Here is a 21,546-nt window from a genome sequence, read left to right on the forward strand (position 1 = left end):
CCGGCATGCCAAGTTGATTGAGACGACCGCATTGCAGCAACCGGGGACTTCCCATGGCCGCCTACGATTACGACCTGATCACCCTGGGAGCCGGTTCCGGCGGCGTGCGGGCCAGCCGCATGGCGGCGGCGGCCGGGCGCAAGGTGGCGGTGGTGGAAAGCAGCCGGGTGGGCGGCACCTGCGTCATGCGCGGCTGCGTGCCCAAGAAGCTGCTGGTCTACGGCGCCAAATTCGCCGAGGACCTGACGGATTCCCTGGGCTTCGGCTGGAGCCTGGAGGGCGCCGATTTCGACTGGGCCCGCCTGGTGGTCGCCAAGAATGCCGAGCTTCAGCGGCTGGAAGGCGTCTATCTGCGCCTGCTCAAGGAATCCGGCGTGACCGTGGTCGAGGGCAAGGGCCATCTGCTCGACGCCCATACGGTGCAGGTGGGCCTGCGGGTGCTGACCGCCGAGACAATCCTGGTGGCCACCGGCGGGCGTCCGGCCCTGCCCGACGTGCCGGGCATCGAGCACGCGGTTACCTCCAACGAGGCGCTGGACCTGATGCAGTTGCCGGAGAAGGTGGTGATCGTCGGCGGCGGCTATATCGCCGTGGAATTCGCCGGCATCTTCAACGCCCTGGGCGTGGCCGTCACCCTGGTGCTGCGGGGCGATACCCTGCTGCGCGGTTTCGATGCCGATATCCGCGCCACCCTGGCCGAGGAAATGACCCGCAAGGGCGTCGACCTGCGCACCACCACCCAGGTGCGGGCCATCCGGCGGCACGGCCATGGCTATGGTGTCGAACTGTCGGACGGCCAGACGTTGGACGCCGATCTGGTGATGTATGCCACCGGCCGGGTGCCCAACACCGAGGGGCTGGGCCTGGAAAAGGCCGGGGTGGTGCTCAATTCCAAGGGGGCCGTCATGGTGGACGGCCTGTCGCGGACCTCGGTGCGCAATATCTGGGCGGTGGGCGACGTCACCGACCGGGTGAACCTCACCCCCGTGGCCATCGCCGAGGCCATGGCCTTCGTTCGCACCGCCTTTTCCGGCCAGACGACGCCCATGGATTACGAGAACATCCCCTCGGCGGTGTTCTCCTTGCCGCCGGTGGGGACCGTGGGGCTCACCGAGGCCGAGGCGACCAAGCGCTACGGCGCCGTCGACGTCTATCTGTCGCGCTTCAAGCCCATGCGCAACATCCTGGCCGGGCGCGAGGAGCGCAGCATGATGAAGCTGGTGGTCGACCGCGCCACCGACCGGGTGCTGGGCGTCCACATGGTGGGGGCCGACGCCCCTGAAATCGTCCAGGGCTTTGCCGTGGCGCTGAAATGCGGCGCCACCAAGGCCCAGTTTGACGCCACCGTGGGCATTCATCCCACGGCGGCCGAGGAATTTGTCACCCTGCGCGACAAGCGGGCGGAGAACGGCCGTGCTTGACTATGATTTTCCCCTGTGGCGGCCGCCGTCCGAAGGCGACAACCTGATCATCCAGGCGACGCTGGGCTGCCGCTACAACCAGTGCAGCTTCTGCTCCATGTACAAGGAGAAGACCTACCGGGCGCGCGGCCTGGACGAGGTCTTCGCCGATATCGACGCGGCGGCGCGGGAATGGCCCGAGGCCCACCGGGTGTTCCTGGCCGATGGCGACGCCTATTGCCTGCCCACTGGGACCCTGGTGGCCATCTGCGACCATCTGGCGCGGCGCTTTCCGGCGTTGCAGCGCATCTCGGCCTATGCCACCCCCTTCGATATCCTGGGCAAGAGCCCCGAGGACATCGCCCTGTTGAAGTCCAAGCGCCTGGGGCTGGTCTATCTTGGCATCGAGACCGGGGCGGACGCGCTGTTGAAGCGCATCGCCAAGGGCTCGGCCAAGCAGATGGAGGGGGCGCTGCTCAAGGCCCGCGATTGCGGCCTCAAGGTCTCGGCCACGGTGATCCTGGGCCTGGGCGGCAAAAGCGGCTGGGAGGACCACATGGAGGGCACCGCCCAACTGGTCAACCGGGCGCCGCCCACTTATCTCTCCACCCTGCAACTGGGGCTGGAGACCAATGTGGCGCCCCGCTTCTTCGAGCGCTTCGGCGAGGATTTCCAGTGGCAGGATGACCGTGGCGTGCTGGTGGAACTGCGCCGCCTGCTGGAGCGCCTCGATCCGCCATCCCCGGTGATCTTCCGCTCCAACCATGCCAGCAATGCCCTGGCCCTTGCCGGCAATCTGCCCAAGGACAAGGGCAAGCTGCTGGCCCGCATCGACGCCGCCCTGGACGAGGGCGCTGGCGTGCGGCCGCGGTGGATTCGGGGGTTTTAGGACATTATTGGGCTATCGCCCAAGCCCATCCGGGGCGAGGCCCCGGACCCCCTTTATATTTGCAAATAAAAGAGAGGTTTGGAGGCATCGCCTCCAACCGGGGCCATCTTTCCCAGATCGGGGGGCGGGAGCCCCGAAGGGCTCAGGCCTTGCCGATCCGCTGCGCCGCCGCCAGCAGCAGGGCGTCAGAGCCGCGCGGGCCGATCAGCGACAGACCCACCGGCAGGCCGTCGACCTTGCACAGCGGCAGGCTGATCTGCGGGCAGCCGGCCATGCCGGCGATGGTGGTCAGGCTGACGATGCGGTGGCGGATTTCCCACATGACCGAACGGGGGGAATGCACCGGCGGCGCGGTCACCGGCGTGGTGGGCAGCACCAGCATGGCATTGCCCTCCAGCGCCTCCTGCACCCAGCGCTTGGCGCGCAGGCGGAAGCCGCGGGCCGCCGAGAGGGTGCGCTGCGAGACCTTGGAGCCGCGCAGGAAGTTGTCCGCTACCTCGAAGCCGAAACGGGGATTGGAATTGTTGATCCACTCGCCGAAGGTCTCCCAGGCCTCGCGGCCCTGGATGGCGTTCTGGTGCTCGACCCAGTCGGCCAGCGGCACGGGCGAGAGCTTGCGGCCCCGCACGATGGGGGCGACGGCCTCCTTGATGCGGGGCAGGGCGGCCTCGATGGCGGCGGCGACGGCCGGGTCCGAGGCTTCCAGGGCGTCTTCCAGCACCACCACCTGGGCAGGGCGGGTGTCCTTGATCTTCTTGCGCAGCAGCGCCTCGCCCATCTTGGCGAGAATCTCGGGGTCATCGGCCAGCAGGCCGACGGTGTCGAAGGTGTTGGACTGGCTCAGCACGCCGTCCATGGGGATGGTGCCGAGCGTGGGGCGCAGGCCGAACACGCCGCAGAACGAGGCCGGCACGCGGGTCGATCCGGCGGTGTCGGTGCCCAGCGCCATGGAGCACAGGCCGCCGGCCACGGCCGCCGCCGATCCGCTGGAGGAACCGCCCGGCACATGGCCGGGGGCGCGGGGGTTGTCGGGGGTGCCGTAATGGGAATTGTCGCCGAAGATGCCGCGGGTCAGCTCGTCGGTATGGGTCTTGCCCACCAGCCGGGCGCCGGACTCCAGCAAGGTGCCGATGGCCCAGGCGGTGTGCTTGGCCGGCTCGGCCAGGCGGCGCCAGTCGGGATTGCCCGCCCCGGTGACATAGCCGGCGACGTCGAAGACGTCCTTGGCGGCGAAGGTGAGGCCAGCCAGCGGGCCGGTCTCGGCCCCGTTCAGATAGACGTCACCACCCAGAGCGAACGCGTTCAACGGATCATGCATGACAGAAGGCCCCTACAACGTCGCCGCGATTGCGGCCTGTCAGGGAAAATACCAGATCACCGGGCGGGGTCCAGTCCCTTGGCGGCATTGCCGGGCTGCTTGGGCGTCAGGGCTGGGCGGCGAAAGGCGGGGCTATTCGGCGGCCGAGGGTTCGGCGACCTTGAGATGGTCCTTGTAGTACTTGATCTTGCGCGCCGCATCCAAGGCCGGGGGCGAGAAGAAATGGCCCTGGGCGTATTCGATGCCCACGTCCTTGAGGACGGCCAGCATCTGGCTGTCCTCGATACACTCGCCGATGGCGGTCATGCCCAGGTCATGGGTGAGGCTGACCATGGCGCGCAGCACCGAGCGGCCGCGCTTTTCCCGCGCGTCGAAAATGTAGTCGCGATCGATCTTGACGTAATCGGCGGGCAGGATCTTCAAGATGTCGAAGGCGGCGCCGCCCGAGCCGAAATCGTCCAGCGACAGGCGCACGCCCAGGCGCTTAATGCGGGCCAGCAGGCGCCGCGCTTCGTCCAGATTGTAGATGCGGGCCGCGTCGGTGATCTCGAGGACCAGACGAGCGAGGACCGGCTTGTTCTCCTCCAGGATCTTGACCAGGGAGTGATAGAAGGCGGGGTTGCCCAGTGAGGTGCCCGAGACGTTGACGGCGATGCTGGCCAGCGCCGAAATGTCCGAGGCGGCCTTCATGGCCGCCAGGGCCTTTCTCACCGCCATCAGGTCGAACTCGCCGATGACGCCCACGTCGGTGGCGAAGGGAATGATCTGCGACGGCGCGAAGAAGCCCTTGTCGTGGGCGATGCGGCCGAAGGCCTCGTAGGCCAGCACGGTGCCGGTGCTGACGTTCACCATGGGCTGGAAGAAGAAGGCCAGCTTGTCGCCGCGGATCATCTTGCGGAAATTGCGCACTCGCACCAGAGTGTCTTCCACCGCCACCTTGGCGCCCTCGGCCAGGGATTTGATGGCAAACTTGGCGCTGTCTCTGACGAAGCCGTTGATGATGAAGTTCAACGCCTTGCCGAGATCGTCTTCGGACATGGCGGAATCGTCCATCTCCAGCGAGGCGCTGTGCATCTTCAGGGAGGCGCCCTTGACCTTGCCGCTGAACTGGCGGAACACCTCGTTGACCTTTTCCTGCACATCGCCGGAACTGACTGTCTGGTCGTGCACCAGGCCGAAGGCCCGCTCGTTGAGGGCGCCGGCCGAGGACTGGCGGACCGAGCATCCTTCCAGGGCGTGATGGAGCGTGGAAAAGAAGCTTTGCAGCAGCGCCGGCTCGGTGCCGCCGAACTTCGAGGCCGACAGGTCGAACATGGTTAAGGTGTAGTCCTCGCCCAGGCGGTTGGCCTCATTCAGGCGCTGGCGCACCATGTCGACGAAGCGCACCCGGGGGTCGGCGGTCTGGCCCGACTGGTCGTTCTCGCTGGTGGCCAGGGGCGAGATGCGCGACAGCACCAGATGATAGCCGGTGGGGAACTGGGGCAGCTTGATGCCCGCCATGCGCATGCGCGACACGGCGCCCGAAGCCCCGACCATTGACAGCGGCGTGTGATCCAGCCGCCCGGAATTGCGCAGCCGCTGGATCGCGTCGGTGAACTTGTCCTTGTCGCGCTGGAAGATGAACTCGGCCAGCGGCCGCCCCAGCAGCTCGGAATCCGAGATGCCGTACAGGGCTTCGCCCGCGCCGGCGGAATAGGTGACGACGTCCTCGTCGTTCATCTCCAACAGCAGATCGGCGCCGGCAAACGCAAAAGCGATGAACCGGTCCCGCTGCAGCTTCAGTTTTTCAACAAGCGATGCATCCCCGCTACCCATGGGCTCCCGACCTCCAAAGACTGGTGATCCACGGTACTAATCCCCCACAAGTAAGTTACAAAAAGCTACATATCGTTTCAAGGCGATTACGGATATCCGGCGGGTAGGCATACCTCTGTATGAGAATGCGCTGCCGCCGGTCGGTGGAGATCGGCGGCAAATTGCTCGTCTTCCGTCAATAAGCAATCCGGTACTCAAATGCGCAATTTTTTCGTGGCGTAATGGATTGCTCTCGGGTTAAATAGCCCCTTAGATAGGCTACGCGGCGGGACAAGCCGTGAGCTGCTTCTGGGAGGAAAATGAATGCGTAACCTCATGAAATGGGGCGCGGCGGCTGTCGTCGTCGCCGGTTGCTCCACCATCGCCGGGCTTGCCCAGGCGGCCGATCCCATCAAGATCGGGTCTATTTTGTCCGTCACCGGTCCGGCCTCCTTCCTGGGCGAGCCCGAGAAGAAGACGCTCGAGATGTATGTCGAGCGCATCAACAAGGAAGGCGGCGTTCAGGGCCGCAAGATCGAGCTGGTGGTCTATGACGACGGCGGCGCCGGCGAAAAGGCCTCCACCTTCACCAAGCGCCTGATCGAAAGCGACAAGGTCGACTTGCTGATTGGCGGCTCCACCACCGCGACCACCATGGCCGCCGTGCCGCTGGCCGAGCGCAACGAGGTGCCGTTCATCTCGCTGGCCGGCGCCGTGGTCATCGTCGAGCCGGTGAAGAAGTGGGTGTTCAAGACCCCCCACACCGACAAGATGGCGGCCGAGAAGGTGTTCTCGGACATGAAGAAGCGCGGCATCACCAAGATCGGCATGATCTCGGAGGATGCGGGCTTCGGCAAGTCGGGCCATGACCAGTCGCTGGCCGTGGTCAAGAGCTTCGGCATCGAAGTGGTCGCCGACGAGATCTACTCGCCCAAGGACCCCGACGTCACCGCCCAGCTCACCAAGATCAAGAACGCCCCCGGCGTCCAGGCGGTGTTCAACTTCGGCTTCGGCCAGGGGCCGGCCATCGTCACCAAGAACTTCAAGCAGCTGGGCATCGCCCTGCCGCTGTATCAGTCCCACGGCGTCGCCTCCAAGGACTTCATCAAGCTGGCCGGCGACGCGGCCGAGGGCATCCGCCTGCCGGCCGCCGGCCAGGTGGTTCCCGAGCAGCTGCCCGCCTCCGACCCGCAAAAGCCGGTGGTGACCGCCTTCAAGAAGGATTACGAGGCCGCCTTCAAGTCGGATGTCTCGACCTTCGCCGGTCACGCCTATGACGGTCTGCAGATCGCTCTCGCCGCCATCAACCGGGCCAAGTCCACGGACAAGGCCAAGGTCCGCGACGAGATCGAGAAGACCTCGGGCTATGTGGGCACCGGCGGCCTGGTCTCCATGAGCGCCACCGACCACATGGGCCTGTCGCCGTCGGCTTTCCATATGCTGGAAATCCGCAAGGGTGACTGGGTTCTGATCGACTGATCCCATGGTTTGCCGGCGGCCTTGCCCCCCCTGTCCGGGGGCGGGCCGCCGGACGACCCCGCCGATAGAGTTGGGGGAAGCATGTTCGCCGCATTCCTGCAGTATCTGTTCTCCGGGCTGACCTCGGGCGCGATCTACGCGCTGGCCGGTCTCGGATTCGCCATCATCTACAACGCCAGCCACGTGATCAACTTCGCCCAGGGCGAGTTCATCATGATCGGCGGCATGGCCACCGCCACCATGGTCGCGGCGGGCGTCCCCATCTACCTGGCCATTCCCCTGGCCATGGCCGCCTCCATGCTGGTGGGCGTCGCCATGGAGAAGTTCGCCATCGAACCGGCGCGCAATGCCGACGTGGTCACCATCATCATCATCACCATCGGCGCCTCCATCTTCATGCGCGGTGCCGCCCAGCTGATCTGGGACAAGGAATTCCATTCCCTGCCGGCCTTCTCGGGCGAGACGCCCATCGCCGTCATGGGAGCCACCCTGATGCCCCAGAGCCTGTGGGTGTTCGGTATTTCGGCGGTGGCCATCGCCCTGCTGTGGTACTTCTTCAACCGCACCATGTTCGGCAAGGCCATGCTGGGCACCTCGCACAACCGCCTGGCCGCCCAATTGGTGGGCGTGGCGGTGAAGAGGGTGCTGCTGGCCAGCTTCGCGCTGTCGGCCCTGCTGGGCGCGGTGGGCGGCATCGTGGTCACTCCCATCACCTTCACCAATTACGAGGCGGGCATCATGCTGGGGCTCAAGGGCTTTTCGGCGGCGGTGCTGGGCGGCCTGGGCAACGGGACGGGCGCCATCATCGGCGGCCTGATCGTCGGCATCGCCGAGGCCATGGCCTCGGGCTATCTGTCGTCGGCCTACAAGGACGCCATCGCCTTCATCATCATTCTCTTCGTTCTGTTCTTCATGCCCAGCGGCCTGTTCGGCAAGCGCGGCACGGATCGGGTGTGACGCCATGAACCTCAAGACAGCACGGACCGGAGGGCTGGCGGCCCTGGCGATCGTCATCACGCTCGCCCCGCTCGGCTTCTCCAACAGCTATTTCTACGATGTCGGCGTCAACGCCATGTTCAACGCCATCCTGTGCGTCGGGCTGAATCTGCTGATCGGCTATGCCGGCCAGATCAGCCTGGGGCATGCGGGGTTCTTCGCCCTGGGCGCCTATGGCAGCGGCATCCTGACCGAACGCTACGGCGTGCCGGCCATCGGCGCCCTGGTCCTTTCGGCCTCGGTGGTGGGCATCCTGGCCTTCGTGGTGGCGCGGCCCATTCTCAAGCTCAAGGGCCACTATCTGGCCATGGCGACGCTGGGCATCGGCATCATCATTCACATCGTGTTGAAGACCGAAGCCGGCATCACCGGCGGTCCCGACGGCATGAGCCTGGGCAATTTCAAGATGCTGGGCTTCACCATCAAGGGCGACCAGATGTGGTATTGGGTGACCGGCGTGCTGTTGGTCCTCGCCGTGTGGCTGTCGCTCAACCTGATCGAATCGCCGGTGGGCCGGGCGCTTCGGGCCGTGCACGGCTCCGAGGTGGGGGCCGAGGTGGTCGGCGTCGACACCTCCAGCTACAAGGTTCTGGTCTTCGTGGTCTCGGCGGTGTTCGCCTCGGTGGTGGGCTCGCTGTTCGCCCATAAGAACGGCTTCATCACCCCGGACATCTCCAGCTTCTTCCATTCGGTGGAACTGGTGACCATGGTAGTGCTGGGCGGCATGGCCTCCATCTACGGCGCCCTGATCGGCGCGGTGATCCTCACCCTGCTGCCCCAGGTGCTGGCGGCGGTGGAGCAGTATGAAGCCATGATCCTGGGCGCCATCATGATGGGCACCATGATCTTCATGCCCAAGGGCCTGCTGCCCAGCCTGCTTGCCAGTCTCAAGCGCCGGGAGGCCGGGAAATGAGCCTGCTCAAGGTCGAAAAGCTCTCCAAGGAATTCGGCGGCGTCCACGCGGTCGAGGACCTGACCTTCTCGGTGGAGGCGGGGCACATCCACTCCATCATCGGTCCCAACGGCGCGGGCAAGACCACGCTGTTCAACCTGATCACCGGGGTCTACACCCCCAGCTCGGGCCGGGTCCTGTTTCAGGACCGGCTGGTCTCGGGCATGAAGCCCTATGAACTGGCCGAACTGGGCATGAGCCGCACGTTCCAGAACCTGCAGATCTTCTTCAACATGCAGGCCATCGAGAACGTCATGGTCGGCCATCACCTGCATCTGGACCGCCGTTTCCTCCCCTCGCTGCTGCGCCTGCCCAAGGTGACGCGCCGCGACCGCGAGTGTCGGGAGTATTGCGCCGGGCTGATGGAGTTCGTGGGCCTGGGCAAGTACCTGGATGCCGATGCCGCCTCCATGCCCTATGGCGCGCTGAAGCGCCTGGAAATCGCCCGCGCCCTGGCGGCCCAGCCCAAGCTGCTGCTGCTGGACGAACCGGCGGCGGGCCTGAACGCCACCGAAAGCCGCGAGATCGACGAGGTCATCAAGAAGGTCGCCACCACCGGTGTCACGGTGGTGCTGGTGGAGCACGACATGAAAATGGTGATGGGTATTTCCGACCAGATCACGGCGTTGGATTACGGGCGCAAGCTGGCCGAGGGCACCCCGGCCGAGGTGCGCGCCAATCCGGAAGTGGTCAGCGCCTATCTCGGCACCCACGGCTGATGGAGGCGGGAATGCTGCTCGAAATCTCCGGCCTGACCAGCCATTACGGTCGCATCCAGGCCCTCAAGGGCATCGACGTCCAGGTGGCGGAAGGCGAACTGGTGGCCTTGGTGGGCGCCAATGGCGCCGGCAAGACCACCCTGCTGCGCTGCATCTCCGGCGTTCAGGGCGTCACCGGCGGAAGCATCAAGTTCGCCGGCCAGGACATCACCAAGATGTCGCCCGAGGCCCGAGTGGGGCTGGGCATCAGCCAGTCCCCCGAGGGGCGCCAGGTGTTCGGCCCCATGTCGGTGGAGGACAATCTGCGTCTTGGCGCCTATCGCCGCCACGGCCCCGATATCAAGGCCGACATGGACCGCATGTACGAGATGTTCCCCATTCTGCACAAGAAACGGGAGCTTCCGGCCGGCACCCTGTCGGGCGGGCAGCAGCAGATGCTGGCCATCGCCCGCGCCCTGATGGCCAATCCCCGGGTCCTGCTGCTGGACGAGCCGTCCATGGGCTTGGCGCCGCTGCTGGTGGCGGAAATCTTCCGCACCATCCAGGCGCTCAAGGATGGCGGCATGACCATCTTCCTGGTGGAGCAGAACGCCTATGCCGCCTTGGCCATCGCCGACCGCGGCTATGTGCTGGAGACCGGCGCGGTGGTGCTGACCGACCAGGGGTCGCGCCTGCTCAACGACGACAAGGTGAAGGAAGCCTATCTGGGGCTGTGACGCCGCCCCGCTCCGGCTGGGAGTAAAGCAATCGCCGTCAGCGCCCGCTGGCGGCGATTTGCTTTTGCGCCGGGCCGAGTTCGTACAGGCCCACCGCCGGCGAACACAGGATCACCACGGCCAAAGTGCTTACCGCTACGATGGTCAGGGTGATCAGGCTCCGCACATTGGTTGCGTTCGAGTTGCTCACGGTTTCGTACATATTTTCAAGCCTCTAAGTATGTCTACCTACCCTAAGGAGGTATCGGCATATCCTGAAGGAGTAGCTACCTCATCCCGCACTGCAAAATCCAGCAAAATCGACCTGATCCGGGCGAAACCCTCCATGCGGATTTCGCAATGCAACGTGATACGAAACTTGCTTTTGCCATCTGAAAACTGTAATAGGTAATCAAGTACCGAATTAACCGGCCGCAACGAGCCGGAGGATGCTTAGAGGTTATCGGGAGGATCGGGAAACCATGCATGAAGTGCGTCTTCATGGCCGTGGCGGACAAGGTGCCGTCTTGGCTTCGGCCATTCTTGCCGCCGCTCTGGTGGAGGAAGGCCGTCACGTCATGGCCATCCCCGCTTTCGGCTTCGAACGCCGCGGCGCGCCGGTCGTGGCGTTTCTCCGGCTATCCGATACGGTGATTCGCCGTGTCACGAATATCTACTCGCCCGATATCGTGGTGGTGATCGATCCCACCGTGGTGCGCGCCGTGGACGTTTATGCCGGCATGCCCAAGGGGGGCACCCTGATTCTGGCGACCTCCAAGGTGCCGGGCGAGATCGAGGTGCCGCCGGTGGTGGAACGGGTGGCGGTCTGCAACGCCATCACCATCGCCATGGACATCTTCAAGCGCCAGATCACCAACACCATCATGCTGGGCGCCTTCGCCAAGGCTACCGGGCTGGTCAGCGTGGACTCGCTGGAGAAGGCGCTGGAGGAAACCCATTTCCGCGACGCCGGCCTCAAGCAGAATATCGAGGCGGTGCGGCGCGGCTATGCCGAGACCCAGATCCTCGATCTGGCCAAGGAGAAGGTGGCATGAGCCTCCGCAATGTTCCCGACAACATGTGTCCCATCGCCACCGAGTACACCACCATGCTCACCGGCGACTGGCGGGCGCTGCGTCCCATCGTCGATCGCGACCGCTGCGTCAAATGCGCCACCTGCTGGCTGTATTGCCCGGTGCAGTGCGTGGTCGAGAAGGCGGCGTGGTTCGACTTCAACTACGACTATTGCAAGGGCTGCGGCATCTGCGCCGAGGAATGCCCGCACCGCGCCATCAAGATGGTTGAAGAGGCGGAGGGCTGACCATGAACAAGGTTTCGACCGGCAAGGTCATCGTCTGCGACGGTAACGAGGCGGCGGCCTGGGGCGCCTGCCTGTCGCGTCCCGACATGGTGGCCGTCTATCCCATCACGCCGCAAAGCTCGCTGGTGGAATATCTCGCCCAGTTTATCGCCGACGGCCGCATGGACGCCGACCTGATGGACGTGGAGGGCGAGCACACCGTGCTGTCGGTGCTGCACGGCGCCGTCCTGGCCGGGGCGCGGACCTATTCCGCCACCTCGGCCCAGGGGCTGGCCTTCATGTTCGAGCCCTATTTCCGCACCCCGGGCCTGCGCCTGCCCATGGTGGTGTCGCTGGTGACCCGCGACGCGGTGTCACCCACCTGCGTCTGGGGCGGGCAGCAGGACGCCATGACGGTGAAGGAGGTGGGCTGGATTCACATGTACTGCGAGACCCAGCAGGAAATCCTCGACACCATTCCCATCGCCTACAAGGTGGCCGAGCATCCTGACGTGATGCTGCCGGTCAACGTCAACCATGACGGCAATTACCTGTCCTATGGCGTGGCGCGGGTGGAGTTGCCCGACCAGTCGGTCGTCGATGCCTTCCTGGGCGAGAAGCAGGTCAACTGGCATGCCTGTCTCGACCCGGAGCGCCCCATGGCGGTGGACCCGCTGACCGGCGGGGCCGGCGGCATCGGTCCCTCGCTGTTCGTCAAGTATCGCAAGGGCATCTGCGCCGGCATGCAGGACGCGCTCCGGATCATCGAGGAAGCCCACGAGGATTGGGGCCGGCGCACCGGACGCTACTGGTCGCCGCTGATCGAGGAATACCGCATGGAGGACGCCGAAGTGGCCCTGGTCACCATCGGCTCCATGACCGGCGCCGCCAAGGATGCGGTGGATGACGCCCGCGCTTCCGGCAAGAAGATCGGTCTGGTCAAGATCAAGACCTTCCGTCCGTTTCCCGCCGCCCGCATCGCCCAGGCGCTGTCCAGGGTGAAGGCGGTCGGTGTGGTCGACCGGTCGGTCAACTTCGGCTGGAACTGCGGCCCGGTGTACCAGGAAGTCCTGGCCGCCATGTATGCCCAACCGGTCCGTATCCCCATGATGAGCTTCATCGGCGGTCTGGCCGGGGCCGACATCACCGTCGAGCACTTCGCCGAGGTGGTGCACCGGACCTTCCGTCTGGCCGGGGGCGAAGCCGCCACCGGTCCCGTGTGGCTGAACGAGAACGATTGAGGTCGATGATGCCCGAGGCCAAATACCTTCTCGTCGGCTCCAGCCATGCGGCGCTGGAAGCCCTGCGCGCCATCCGTCTGGTGGACCCGGACGGCTCCATGGCCATGCTGACCCGCGACGACCGGTTGCCCTATTCGCCCACCATCCTGCCCTATGTGGTGTCGGGACGGTCGGCGCCGGACAAGGTGCTGCTGCGCGATCCCGCCTTCTTCGCGGCGAACAACTGCGCCTATGTGCCCAATGCGCGGGCGGTGTCGCTGGATGCCAAGGCGCGTGCGGTGACCCTGGAGAACGGCGAGGTCTGGCGCTACCAGTCCCTGCTGATCGCCTCGGGCGCCGCGCCCGCCATTCCGCCGGTCAAGGGGCTGGACGGCGTGACCTATCATGTGCTGCGCAGTCTGGCCGACGCTGAGGGCCTGCGCGGCGCCATGGGCGCGGCCAAAACGGCCGTGGTGCTGGGGGCCGGTCTGGTGGGGCTGCACGCCGCCGAGAACATGGCCGAGGCCGGATTGAAGGTCACGGTGGTGGAGATGCAGGGCCACGTCCTGCCCGGCTATTTCGATGCCAAGGCCAGCACCCGCATCGAGGACGCCTTCACCACGCACGGCGTGGAGCTGAAGCTCGGGCGCAAGGTGGTCGAGGTGGCGCCGGGCAAGGTCATGGTCGATGACGGCACCACCATCGCGGCCGACCTGCTGCTGGTGGCCACCGGGGTCCGTCCGGTCACCGACTGGCTGGAGGGCTCGGGCGTTCTGGTGGACAGGGGCGTGGTGGTGGACGAGGCCATGCGCACCAACATCGATGGCGTCTGGGCGGCGGGCGACGTGGCCCAGGCCACCGACTTCGCCAGCGGCAACAAGGCCCTGATCGGCATCATCCCCACCGCGGTGGAGCAGGGCAAGATTGCCGGCCAGGGCATGGCCGGAGATTCCTACCGCAAGGACTACGCCGGCGGCCTGCCGGTCAACACCTACCGCTTCTTCGGCCGGGTGGCGCTGTCCATCGGCCGGGCCGCCGCCACCGATGGCGTCGAGGCGGTCGAGACGGCGTCGGGCGCCTATCGCCGGCTGGTCCTCGAAGGCAACCGCCTGGTGGGCTACGCCAGCGTCGACGAACCCTTCGACGTGGGCATCATGGGCGAACTGATCCGCCGCCGGGTGGATTTGAGCGAATGCAAGGACGCCTTCCTGGCCCGGCCGGTGGAAACCGGGCGGCGCCTGATGAGCGAGCAGTGGAGATAAACATGGGCGTGGCATTCGACAGCATCAGCTTCAAGGCTTCGCTCTGCGACGGCTGTGGCGACTGCATGACGGCCTGTTCCCAGGCCAAGGGCGGCGCGTCCCGGATTTCCATCGTTCCCGGCGCCAAGGCCGGCAGCTTCGAGACGGCGCTGTGCCGCCAGTGCGGCGATCCCAAATGCGTCCAGGTCTGCCCCTCCGGCGCCCTGGACAAGGATGGCGGCAACGGAATCATCGGCTGGGACGCCTCCAAATGCGTGGACTGCCTGCTGTGCACCGCCGGCTGCGCCTATGGCGGTATCGCGGTGGACGAGAGTGTGGCCCGCGTCGGCAAGTGCGACCAGTGCGACGGCGACCCCGCCTGCGTCAAGGTCTGCCCGACGGGAGCGCTGGAGTTCCGCAAGGCGGGCTCCATCTTCAACGAGTACGGCGCCAAGGAAGACCTGTTCGTGCCCGGCCTGTCGGGCTGCCAGGGCTGCAATTCCGAGCTGATCATGCGCCACGCCATGCGCAAGATCGGCCGTAATTCGGTGCTGGCCACCCCGCCGGGCTGCATCCCCGGCATGGGCTCGGTGGGCTATAACGGCAAGACCGGCACCAAGGTTCCGGTGTTCCATCCGCTGCTGACCAACACCGCCTCCATGCTGTCGGGCATCCGCCGCTATTACGACCGCATCGGCCGCAAGGACATCGTGGTGATGGCCCTGGCCGGGGACGGCGGCACCGCCGATTGCGGCTTCCATGCCGTGTCGGGTGCGGCGGAGCGGGGCGAGAAGGTGCTGTATGTCTGCGTCGACAACGAAGGCTACATGAACACCGGCATGCAGCGCTCGGGCACCACGCCCTACGGCTCGTGGACCTCGACCACTCCGGTGGGCGAGCACATGCAGGGCAAGACCCAGGACGCCAAGAACCTGCCGCTGATCATGACGGCCCACAAGTGCCGCTATGTGGCCACGGCGTCCACCGGCTACATGGAGGATCTCTACGAGAAGCTGGACCGCGCCATCGCGGCGTCGTTCGAGGGCTTCTCCTACCTCCATATCTATTCGCCGTGCCCCACCGGCTGGCGCATTCCGTCGTCCAAGGTGATCGACGCCTGCCGCCTGAGCGTGGACAGCAACTTCAATCCGCTGTGGGAATACACCAATACCAGCGGGCTGCGCTTCACCCATTCGCCGGACAACGCCCATCCGGTGTCCGCCTACGTCAAGATGATCGGCAAGTACCGGCATCTTTCCCCCGACCAGCTCGCCCACATCCAGGCCAAGGTGGACGAGCAGGTTGCGCTGCTCAAACTGATGGCGGCGGAGTCCCCTCCGCCTCCCGCGGCGCATCGGGCTCCGGCCGGATCCTCCACCCCGGCCGGAGCCGAACCTTCCCAGCCCGCAAGGCGGGAAATCGCACGGAACTGAGATATCGCTCCCCGCTTCGGCGGGGAGTTTTTTTGTGGGGGTGGCAGGCGGCTGAAAAGGCCCCGCTTCGCGGCAGGGCGACCGCCCTGACCCGTTCGGAGGCGCAGCCTCCGAACCTCCAGTTTTTCAAAAAAGCTGAAGGGTTCGGGAAGCTGTGCTTCCCGGTTGGGGGATCGGGGGCAAACGCCCCCGAAGCGGAGTTTCTCCGCAGCCTTCAATCCGGGAATGGCGCGACCCTCAGGCGTGCTGCCGTCCGGCCACCCGCGCCAGGGCGGTGATGCCGAGCAAGGTGGCGCCATAGGCAAGCAGCTGGACGGCGCTGGGGCGGTCCATATAGCCCACCAGGGTGTGGAGCAGGCGGCCGCCGATGCTGGTCTCGGACAGCAGCCACGAGGTATCCCACAACGGCTGCGGCGCCATCTCGATCACGCCGGCGGCGGACAGATAGGTCACCGCCTGAGCCGCCATGCCGGCGGCCAGCAGGGTCACCAGCCAGGTGGTGACCGAGAACAGGTGACGGGTGGGGATGGCCAGCAGGCCGCGATAGAGCAGGGTGCCCACGGTGATGCCGGCGCCCAGGCCCACGGCGCAGCCGGCGATGGTGGCCATCTTGCCGCCCTCCTCGGCCGTGGAGATGCCGAAGACGAACAGCACGGTCTCGGCGCCTTCGCGCAGCACGGCGACGCCGACCACCACCGCCAGGACGGACAGGGGGCGGGCGCCGACCACCACGGCGTGGCCGACCCGCTTCATCTCGGCGGCCATCTCGCGGCCGTGGCTGCTCATCCAGACGGTGTGCCAGCCCAGCATCAGCACGGCCACTCCCAGAATGGAGGCGTTGAACAGCTCCTGTCCCATGCCCGACAAGGCATCGGACAGAGCCTCCGCCGAGCCGGCGATGACGGCCGATCCCAGCAGCCCGGCCAGGATTCCGGCGGTCACCCATCGGCGGCTGCCGGCCAATCCTTTGGTGGCGGCCAGGACAATGCCGACGATCAGGGCGGCTTCCAGAACCTCGCGAAAAACGATGACGGCTGATGCCAACATTGGGGCCTCGTGCTTCACCCCGAAGGGGCTTGATTCAACTCACGACAGGAATATTGCAAATAGCTCGCATTTGCAATATTCCCATACTTGAGATAGGTCATTGCACGACAAATGTAAAGCCTGACGAGATGTCGGCGTGCAGGGGTGGTTGGCCAGCCCGGTCGTGCTATATATGCAATATGGATTTGCTGGGCGGGCGGGAACCCCTCGTGCAGACTCCCATGGCGACGACGAGGGGGCGATGCCTTTGCTGCGAAAAATCGAGGTTACGACCGGCGTCTGGTGGATCGAAGCCGCCCAGGCCGGGGTATCGGTGCTGTGCGGCTGTCCCGCCGACGCGGTCAAGCATCTGATGAAACGGGGGCTGATCGTCTCCACCGAGGTCAACGGCGTTCCGTTCGAGACCGGGCCCAACGTCATATTGCTGTCGGACGCCATGGTCCAGAACGGCAGCTTTTCCAACCTGGCTGAATTTCCCGTCCTGCAGATGCTCTATCGCCAGGGCATGATCCTGCCAGATCATCCCGGCAATACCGGCATCAAGCCCATGCTGATCGGCAGCGCCGACCAGGTGTCGGCCCAGATGCAGTACATCTACCGCGGCAATTACGGCCTGGTGACCGAGGAAGAGATCGTCGAGGCCGGCGAGACACCGGAGCGCGCCCGCGAGATGATGCGCATGAAGCTGCGCTTCGCCTTCGGCAATATCCGCCATCCCGGCGATCTGCTCGACACCCTGGTGGTGGACAACGAGCCGGTGGAGATCCGCAACGGTGTCTTCGTCCGCCGCATGATGTTCAACGTCTTCGAATTCACCTATCAGGGCCAGACGGCGGTGGTGGATCTGAACCTGCCGTCGTTCGAGACCTACGAATCGCCCTATCCGCTGGGCTTTTACCGTCTGCGCCGCGAGTATTTCGCCGTCATCCATTCGGGCGAAGGCGATGGCTGGGACATCAACCGGCCCAGCATGTCGTCCATCGTCATGTTCCAGGGCAAGGTCTATCTGGTGGATGCCGGTCCCAACATTCTCTACTCGCTGAATGCCCTGGGCATCGGCGTCAATGAGATCGAGGGCATCTTCCATACCCACTCCCACGATGACCATTTCGCCGGGCTGACCACGCTGATCCGTTCGGATCACAAGCTGAAATACTATTCGACCCCCCTGGTCCGCGCTTCGGTGGCCAAGAAGGTGGCGGCCCTGCTCTCCATCGAGGAAGGGGCGTTCTCGGACTATTTCGATGTCCGTCCCCTGATCGAGGGAGAATGGAACTCCATCGACGGGCTGGAAGTGATGCCGGTCTTCTCGCCCCATCCGGTCGAGACCACCGTTTTCCACTTCCGCGCCATGTGGGAGGGCGGCTATCGCACCTATTCCCACTTCGCCGACATCTGTCGCCTGTCGGTGCTGCAGGGCTTCGTCACCGACGATCCCGAGGCGGCGGGCATCAGCCAGACCATGTACGACAAGGTCGCCGCCGATTATCTGGTCCCGGCCGACGTCAAGAAAATCGACGTGGGCGGCGGCATGATTCACGGCGACGCCTATGATTTCCGCGACGACAAGTCGGGCAAGATCATCCTGGCCCACACCTCCCAGCGCAATACCCGCGCCCAGAAGGCCATCGGCTCGTCGGCCTCGTTCGGCACGGTGGATGTGCTGATCCCGTCCAACCATGATTTCATCTGGCCCTATGCCTTCGAGGCGCTGGACGCCTATTTTCCCGGCATTCCCCGCCATCAGATCCGGGTGCTGCTCAACAATCCGGTGGTGACGTTCAATCCCGGCACCATCCTGGTCAAGGAGCGCATGGTCAACGACCAGATCTACCTGCTGCTGTCGGGCAGCGTGGAGATGATCCCCATCGAGATCGAGATGCGCTCGGTCCTGTCGGCCGGCGCACTGATCGGCGAGCTGTCGGGCCTGTTCGGCACGCCGGCATCCGAGACCTACCGCGCCGCCAGCTTCGTGCAGGCCCTGGCCATTCCCTGTTCGCTCTATCTCGAATTCGTGCGGTACAACGACGTATTCTCGGGCGTGTCGCGCCTGCTGGAGAACCGCGAGTTCCTGCTGCGGACCTCGCTGTTCGGCGAGGTGGTGTCGTCCAAGTCGCTGAACCGCATCGCCCAGGGCATGAAGCGTCAGGCCGTCGACGCCGACACCGTGATCGAGCCCGGCCCCGGCCTGGTGGCCATGCTGAAATCGGGCAGCGCCGGCCGCTTCCTGGCCGAGCATATGTTCGAGACGCTCAAGCCCGGCGATTTCTTCGGCGAGGAGGTGGCCATCTTCGGCACTCCCAGCCTGCTGCGTGTCCGCGCCCTGGAAGGCTGCGAGGTCTATCTGGTGCCGGCCGAGACCCTGCGCGACATTCCCTCGGTCCGTTGGAAGCTGTTCGAGGCCAGCACCAAGCGGACCCGGGCCATGGTCGAGGCAGGTGAGCACGCCCGCGTGCTGATCAAGTGGCACGACGAATATTCCGTAGGGGTGCAACGCATCGATTCCCATCATCGGCGGCTGTTCGAGATCGGCAATTCCGTCCTCGACATGATGGAGCGCAAATCGCCCGATGCCGAGGTGGCCGAGACCATGGGCCTGCTGCGCGAATACGCCCGCTTCCACTTCAGCGAGGAAGAGGGGCTGCTGATCCGCTACAAATATCCGGACCTCAGCAGCCATCGCGCCCGCCACAACCGCCTGCTGGAACAGCTGACCGAGCTGCAGGCGGCGGTGGCCGAAGGGCGCGGCTATAACGAGGCCGAGGTTCTGACCTTCCTGCAGGAATGGATCGTCGGTCATACCCTGGCCGAAGACCGCAAATCGGCCATCTACCTCAATTCCAAGGGCGTGTATTAAAGCGCCGTGGAAACGCTCCCCTTCGGGGGCTTTTGCCCCCGATCCCCCAACCGGGAAGCACAGCTTCCCGAACCCTTCAGCTTTTAAAAGCTGGTGGCTCGGAGGCTGCGCCTCCGAACGGGTCTGGGCGGTCGCCCTGCCGCGAAGCGAAGATTTTGGGCCACATCCCCAAAAAGATAGAAGCCGGCGGGAGTTGGGGAGCCCGCCGGCTTCGTCTTGGGAGGGCCAAACCGAACGATTGCTCCAACGAGGGCATGCCGGAGCGATTCGGCTCGACTTGATTCAGGGTACGGCCTCAGCCTGACAAAAAGCTGTCGTTACTCCGCCGCCTTGATGGTTTTCGGGTGGTGGACCTTGTGCAGGTCCAACCGGTCCCACACCGCCGAGAAGGCGTCCACCAGATGGGCCATCATGGCATCGTCGTGCAGCGGCGTCGGCGTAATGCGCAGCCGCTCGGTTCCCACGGGAACGGTGGGGTAATTGATGGGCTGGACATAGATGCCGTACTCGTTGAGCAGCAGGTCGCTGGCTTCCTTGCACAGGGCGGCGTTGCCCACCATTACCGGCACGATGTGGCTGACCGAGGGCAGCACGGGAATGCCCCGTGCGCTCAGCAGGCGCTTGGCCGTGGCGGCGCGCTCCTGGTGCCGGTCGCGGATCTCCGGATGGGCGCGCAAGTACCGGATGGAGGCCAGGGCGGCGGCGGCGGTGGCCGGCGGCATGGACGACGAGAAGATGAAGCCGGGGCCGAAGCTGCGGACATAGTCGACGCAGGAGGCCGAGGCGGCGATATAGCCGCCCACCACGCCCAGCGCCTTGGCCAGGGTCCCCTGGATGATGGTGATGCGGTCGCGCACCCCGTCGCGCTCGGCCACGCCGGACCCTTCGGCGCCATACATGCCGACCGCGTGGACCTCGTCCAGATAGGTCATGGCGTTGTGGGCCTCGGCCACGTCGCAGATCTCGGCGATGGGGGCGATGTCGCCGTCCATGGAATAGACCGACTCGAAGGCCACCAGCTTGGGCGTCTCCTTCGGATAGGCCGACAGCAACTGTTCCAGGTGCTCGGGGTCGTTGTGACGGAAGACCTGCTTGGCCGAGCGGCCGTGGCGAATGCCTTCGATCATGGAATTATGGTTGAGCTCGTCGGAGAACACCACGCAGCCCGGAATGGTGGCGCCCAGGGTGGAGAGCGTAGTCTGGTTGGCCACGTAGCCCGAGGTGAACAGCAGCGACGATTCCTTGGCGTTGAAGCTGGCCAGCTCCTCTTCCAGCAGCACGTGATAATGGTTGGTGCCGGAAATGTTGCGGGTGCCGCCGGCGCCGGCGCCGCAGCGCTCCAGCGCCTCGTGGGCGGCGGCGATCACCTCCGGGTGCTGGCCCATGCCGAGATAATCGTTGGAGCACCACACCACCACTTCGCGCACTTCGCCGTCGCGATAGTTGAGGGCGATGGGGAAGCGGCCCTTCTGGCGTTCCAGATCGGCGAACACCCGATAGCGCCCCTCGGACTTGAGGTCGCTGATCCGCTTGGTGAAGTAATGCTCGTAATCCATTCCTCTCCTCCCTCGACCCGTCAGGCCCCGTGTTTTCCGGGGTCTCGGGCCGGTGCGCCGATCCTAGAGGATCGAAAAGCCGGGGCGCAAGTGTACAAGCTGTAATGCGCCGGGCCTTTCGACTGAAGTATCACATAGTTATCCGCGTCCAAGCTCGCCATGAGCTTCGTCAAGCGCCAGGCCGAAACGCCGCAGCATCTCGGCGATATCGGCCTTCGAGATGACCAGAGGCGGAGCGAAGGCCACCGCGTCGCCCATGGCGCGCAGGATCACGCCCTTGGCCTGGGCCTTGGCCACCACCCGGGCGCCCACGGCCAGTTCGGGCGGGAAGGGGGCCCGGTTGGCCTTGTCCGCCACCAGTTCCACGGCGCCGATCAGCCCCACGCCGCGGGCTTCGCCCACCAAGGGGTGGCCGCGCAACGCCCGCAAGCCGTCCTGCAGCACCGGGCCGACCTCGGCCACCTGGGCCAGGATGTCGCGCTCGGCATAGATGTTCAGCGTCTCCAGCGCCACCGCGGCCGACACCGGGTGGCCGCCATAGGTGTAGCCGTGGCCGAACACGCCGATGCGTCCCGATTCCTCGGCGACGGGGCCGTAAACCCGCTCATTGACCATCAGGGCCGAGATCGGGGCATAGCCCGAGGACAGCC

General features: G+C 65.4%; 19 protein-coding genes (1 of these 19 running past the window's edge). 13 read left to right on the plus strand and 6 right to left on the minus strand.

Annotated elements, in window-relative coordinates:
• The first annotated feature begins 53 nt into the window (after window positions 1–53).
• Both gor and AMB_RS08435 read left to right on the plus strand, forming a co-directional pair.
• Window positions 54–1,421 carry a glutathione-disulfide reductase gene (gene gor, locus AMB_RS08430; protein WP_011384075.1) on the plus strand — a complete coding sequence of 456 codons (1,368 nt, stop codon included), beginning with the start codon at window positions 54–56 and terminating at the stop codon, window positions 1,419–1,421.
• Window positions 1,414–2,289, plus strand: a complete 876-nt coding sequence (locus AMB_RS08435; protein WP_011384076.1) for a radical SAM protein — start codon at window positions 1,414–1,416, stop codon at window positions 2,287–2,289. Before gor ends, AMB_RS08435 begins: the two co-directional genes overlap by 8 nt.
• A gap of 142 nt (window positions 2,290–2,431) precedes the next feature.
• Here AMB_RS08435 and AMB_RS08440 read toward each other — a convergent pair whose 3' ends face one another.
• Together AMB_RS08440 and AMB_RS08445 are read right to left on the minus strand one after the other, a co-directional pair.
• The gene (locus AMB_RS08440; RefSeq protein WP_011384077.1) at window positions 2,432–3,607 is read right to left on the minus strand and encodes an amidase; all 1,176 of its coding nucleotides are present in this window, start codon (window positions 3,605–3,607) and stop codon (window positions 2,432–2,434) included.
• A gap of 132 nt (window positions 3,608–3,739) precedes the next feature.
• Complete coding sequence (locus tag AMB_RS08445) at window positions 3,740–5,422, minus strand: sensor domain-containing phosphodiesterase (RefSeq protein WP_011384078.1); 1,683 nt, start codon at window positions 5,420–5,422, stop codon at window positions 3,740–3,742.
• A gap of 303 nt (window positions 5,423–5,725) precedes the next feature.
• Here AMB_RS08445 and AMB_RS08450 point away from each other — a divergent pair, with 303 nt between their 5' ends.
• From AMB_RS08450 to AMB_RS08470, 5 genes are all read left to right on the plus strand, one after another.
• The gene (locus AMB_RS08450; RefSeq protein ID WP_011384079.1) at window positions 5,726–6,880 is read left to right on the plus strand and encodes an ABC transporter substrate-binding protein; all 1,155 of its coding nucleotides are present in this window, start codon (window positions 5,726–5,728) and stop codon (window positions 6,878–6,880) included.
• Window positions 6,881–6,961: 81 nt separating this feature from the next.
• The gene (locus tag AMB_RS08455; protein ID WP_043743902.1) at window positions 6,962–7,837 is read left to right on the plus strand and encodes a branched-chain amino acid ABC transporter permease; all 876 of its coding nucleotides are present in this window, start codon (window positions 6,962–6,964) and stop codon (window positions 7,835–7,837) included.
• A 4-nt stretch (window positions 7,838–7,841) separates the two neighbouring features.
• The gene (locus AMB_RS08460) at window positions 7,842–8,789 is read left to right on the plus strand and encodes a branched-chain amino acid ABC transporter permease (RefSeq protein ID WP_011384081.1); all 948 of its coding nucleotides are present in this window, start codon (window positions 7,842–7,844) and stop codon (window positions 8,787–8,789) included.
• A complete protein-coding gene (locus AMB_RS08465; protein WP_011384082.1) occupies window positions 8,786–9,547 on the plus strand; it encodes an ABC transporter ATP-binding protein in 762 nt (253 codons plus the stop codon). The genes AMB_RS08460 and AMB_RS08465 overlap by 4 nt, the downstream gene beginning before the upstream one ends.
• An 11-nt stretch (window positions 9,548–9,558) precedes the next feature.
• Window positions 9,559–10,263: an ABC transporter ATP-binding protein gene (locus AMB_RS08470; protein WP_043743905.1), complete on the plus strand. Its 705-nt coding sequence runs from the start codon at window positions 9,559–9,561 to the stop codon at window positions 10,261–10,263.
• A gap of 37 nt (window positions 10,264–10,300) precedes the next feature.
• Here AMB_RS08470 and AMB_RS25925 read toward each other — a convergent pair whose 3' ends face one another.
• Complete coding sequence (locus tag AMB_RS25925) at window positions 10,301–10,465, minus strand: hypothetical protein (RefSeq protein ID WP_011384084.1); 165 nt, start codon at window positions 10,463–10,465, stop codon at window positions 10,301–10,303.
• Between the two features lie 259 nt (window positions 10,466–10,724).
• On the opposite strand from AMB_RS25925, the gene padE reads away from it, so the two are divergent.
• The 5 genes from padE to padI are packed head-to-tail and all read left to right on the plus strand — an operon-like array spanning window position 10,725 to window position 15,436.
• Window positions 10,725–11,297, plus strand: a complete 573-nt coding sequence (gene padE / locus AMB_RS08475; RefSeq protein WP_011384085.1) for an NADH-dependent phenylglyoxylate dehydrogenase subunit gamma — start codon at window positions 10,725–10,727, stop codon at window positions 11,295–11,297.
• Window positions 11,294–11,563, plus strand: coding sequence for an NADH-dependent phenylglyoxylate dehydrogenase subunit delta (padF, locus tag AMB_RS08480; RefSeq protein ID WP_011384086.1), 270 nt, complete (start codon window positions 11,294–11,296; stop codon window positions 11,561–11,563). The genes padE and padF overlap by 4 nt, the downstream gene beginning before the upstream one ends.
• Before the next feature lie 2 nt (window positions 11,564–11,565).
• Window positions 11,566–12,783 (plus strand): NADH-dependent phenylglyoxylate dehydrogenase subunit alpha, encoded by a 1,218-nt coding sequence (padG, locus tag AMB_RS08485; protein ID WP_011384087.1) that lies wholly within the window; start codon window positions 11,566–11,568, stop codon window positions 12,781–12,783.
• A gap of 8 nt (window positions 12,784–12,791) precedes the next feature.
• On the plus strand, window positions 12,792–14,024 hold the full coding sequence (gene padH / locus AMB_RS08490) for an NADH-dependent phenylglyoxylate dehydrogenase subunit epsilon (protein WP_043746345.1): 1,233 nt from the start codon (window positions 12,792–12,794) through the stop codon (window positions 14,022–14,024).
• Between the two features lie 2 nt (window positions 14,025–14,026).
• Window positions 14,027–15,436, plus strand: coding sequence for an NADH-dependent phenylglyoxylate dehydrogenase subunit beta (gene padI, locus AMB_RS08495; protein ID WP_011384089.1), 1,410 nt, complete (start codon window positions 14,027–14,029; stop codon window positions 15,434–15,436).
• A gap of 237 nt (window positions 15,437–15,673) precedes the next feature.
• Here padI and AMB_RS08500 read toward each other — a convergent pair whose 3' ends face one another.
• Entirely contained in the window at window positions 15,674–16,483 is an 810-nt protein-coding gene (locus tag AMB_RS08500) for an FTR1 family iron permease (protein WP_011384090.1), read from the minus strand.
• Between the two features lie 241 nt (window positions 16,484–16,724).
• Between AMB_RS08500 and AMB_RS08505 the strand changes: the two genes are divergently transcribed.
• A complete protein-coding gene (locus AMB_RS08505) occupies window positions 16,725–19,340 on the plus strand; it encodes a bacteriohemerythrin (RefSeq protein WP_043743909.1) in 2,616 nt (871 codons plus the stop codon).
• Window positions 19,341–19,657: 317 nt separating this feature from the next.
• Here AMB_RS08505 and hemA read toward each other — a convergent pair whose 3' ends face one another.
• Window positions 19,658–20,896, minus strand: coding sequence for a 5-aminolevulinate synthase (gene hemA / locus AMB_RS08510; RefSeq protein ID WP_011384092.1), 1,239 nt, complete (start codon window positions 20,894–20,896; stop codon window positions 19,658–19,660).
• Between the two features lie 138 nt (window positions 20,897–21,034).
• Window positions 21,035–21,546, minus strand: partial view of an aspartate aminotransferase family protein gene (locus tag AMB_RS08515; RefSeq protein ID WP_011384093.1) — the 3' portion only. It continues 868 nt past the right edge of the window; only the last 512 of its 1,380 coding nucleotides appear in the window; the start codon falls outside the window, past its right edge — the gene reads right to left on this strand; its stop codon occupies window positions 21,035–21,037.

The sequence above is a fragment of the Paramagnetospirillum magneticum AMB-1 genome (assembly GCF_000009985.1).
GTDB classification, from domain to species: Bacteria; Pseudomonadota; Alphaproteobacteria; order Rhodospirillales; family Magnetospirillaceae; genus Phaeospirillum; species Phaeospirillum magneticum.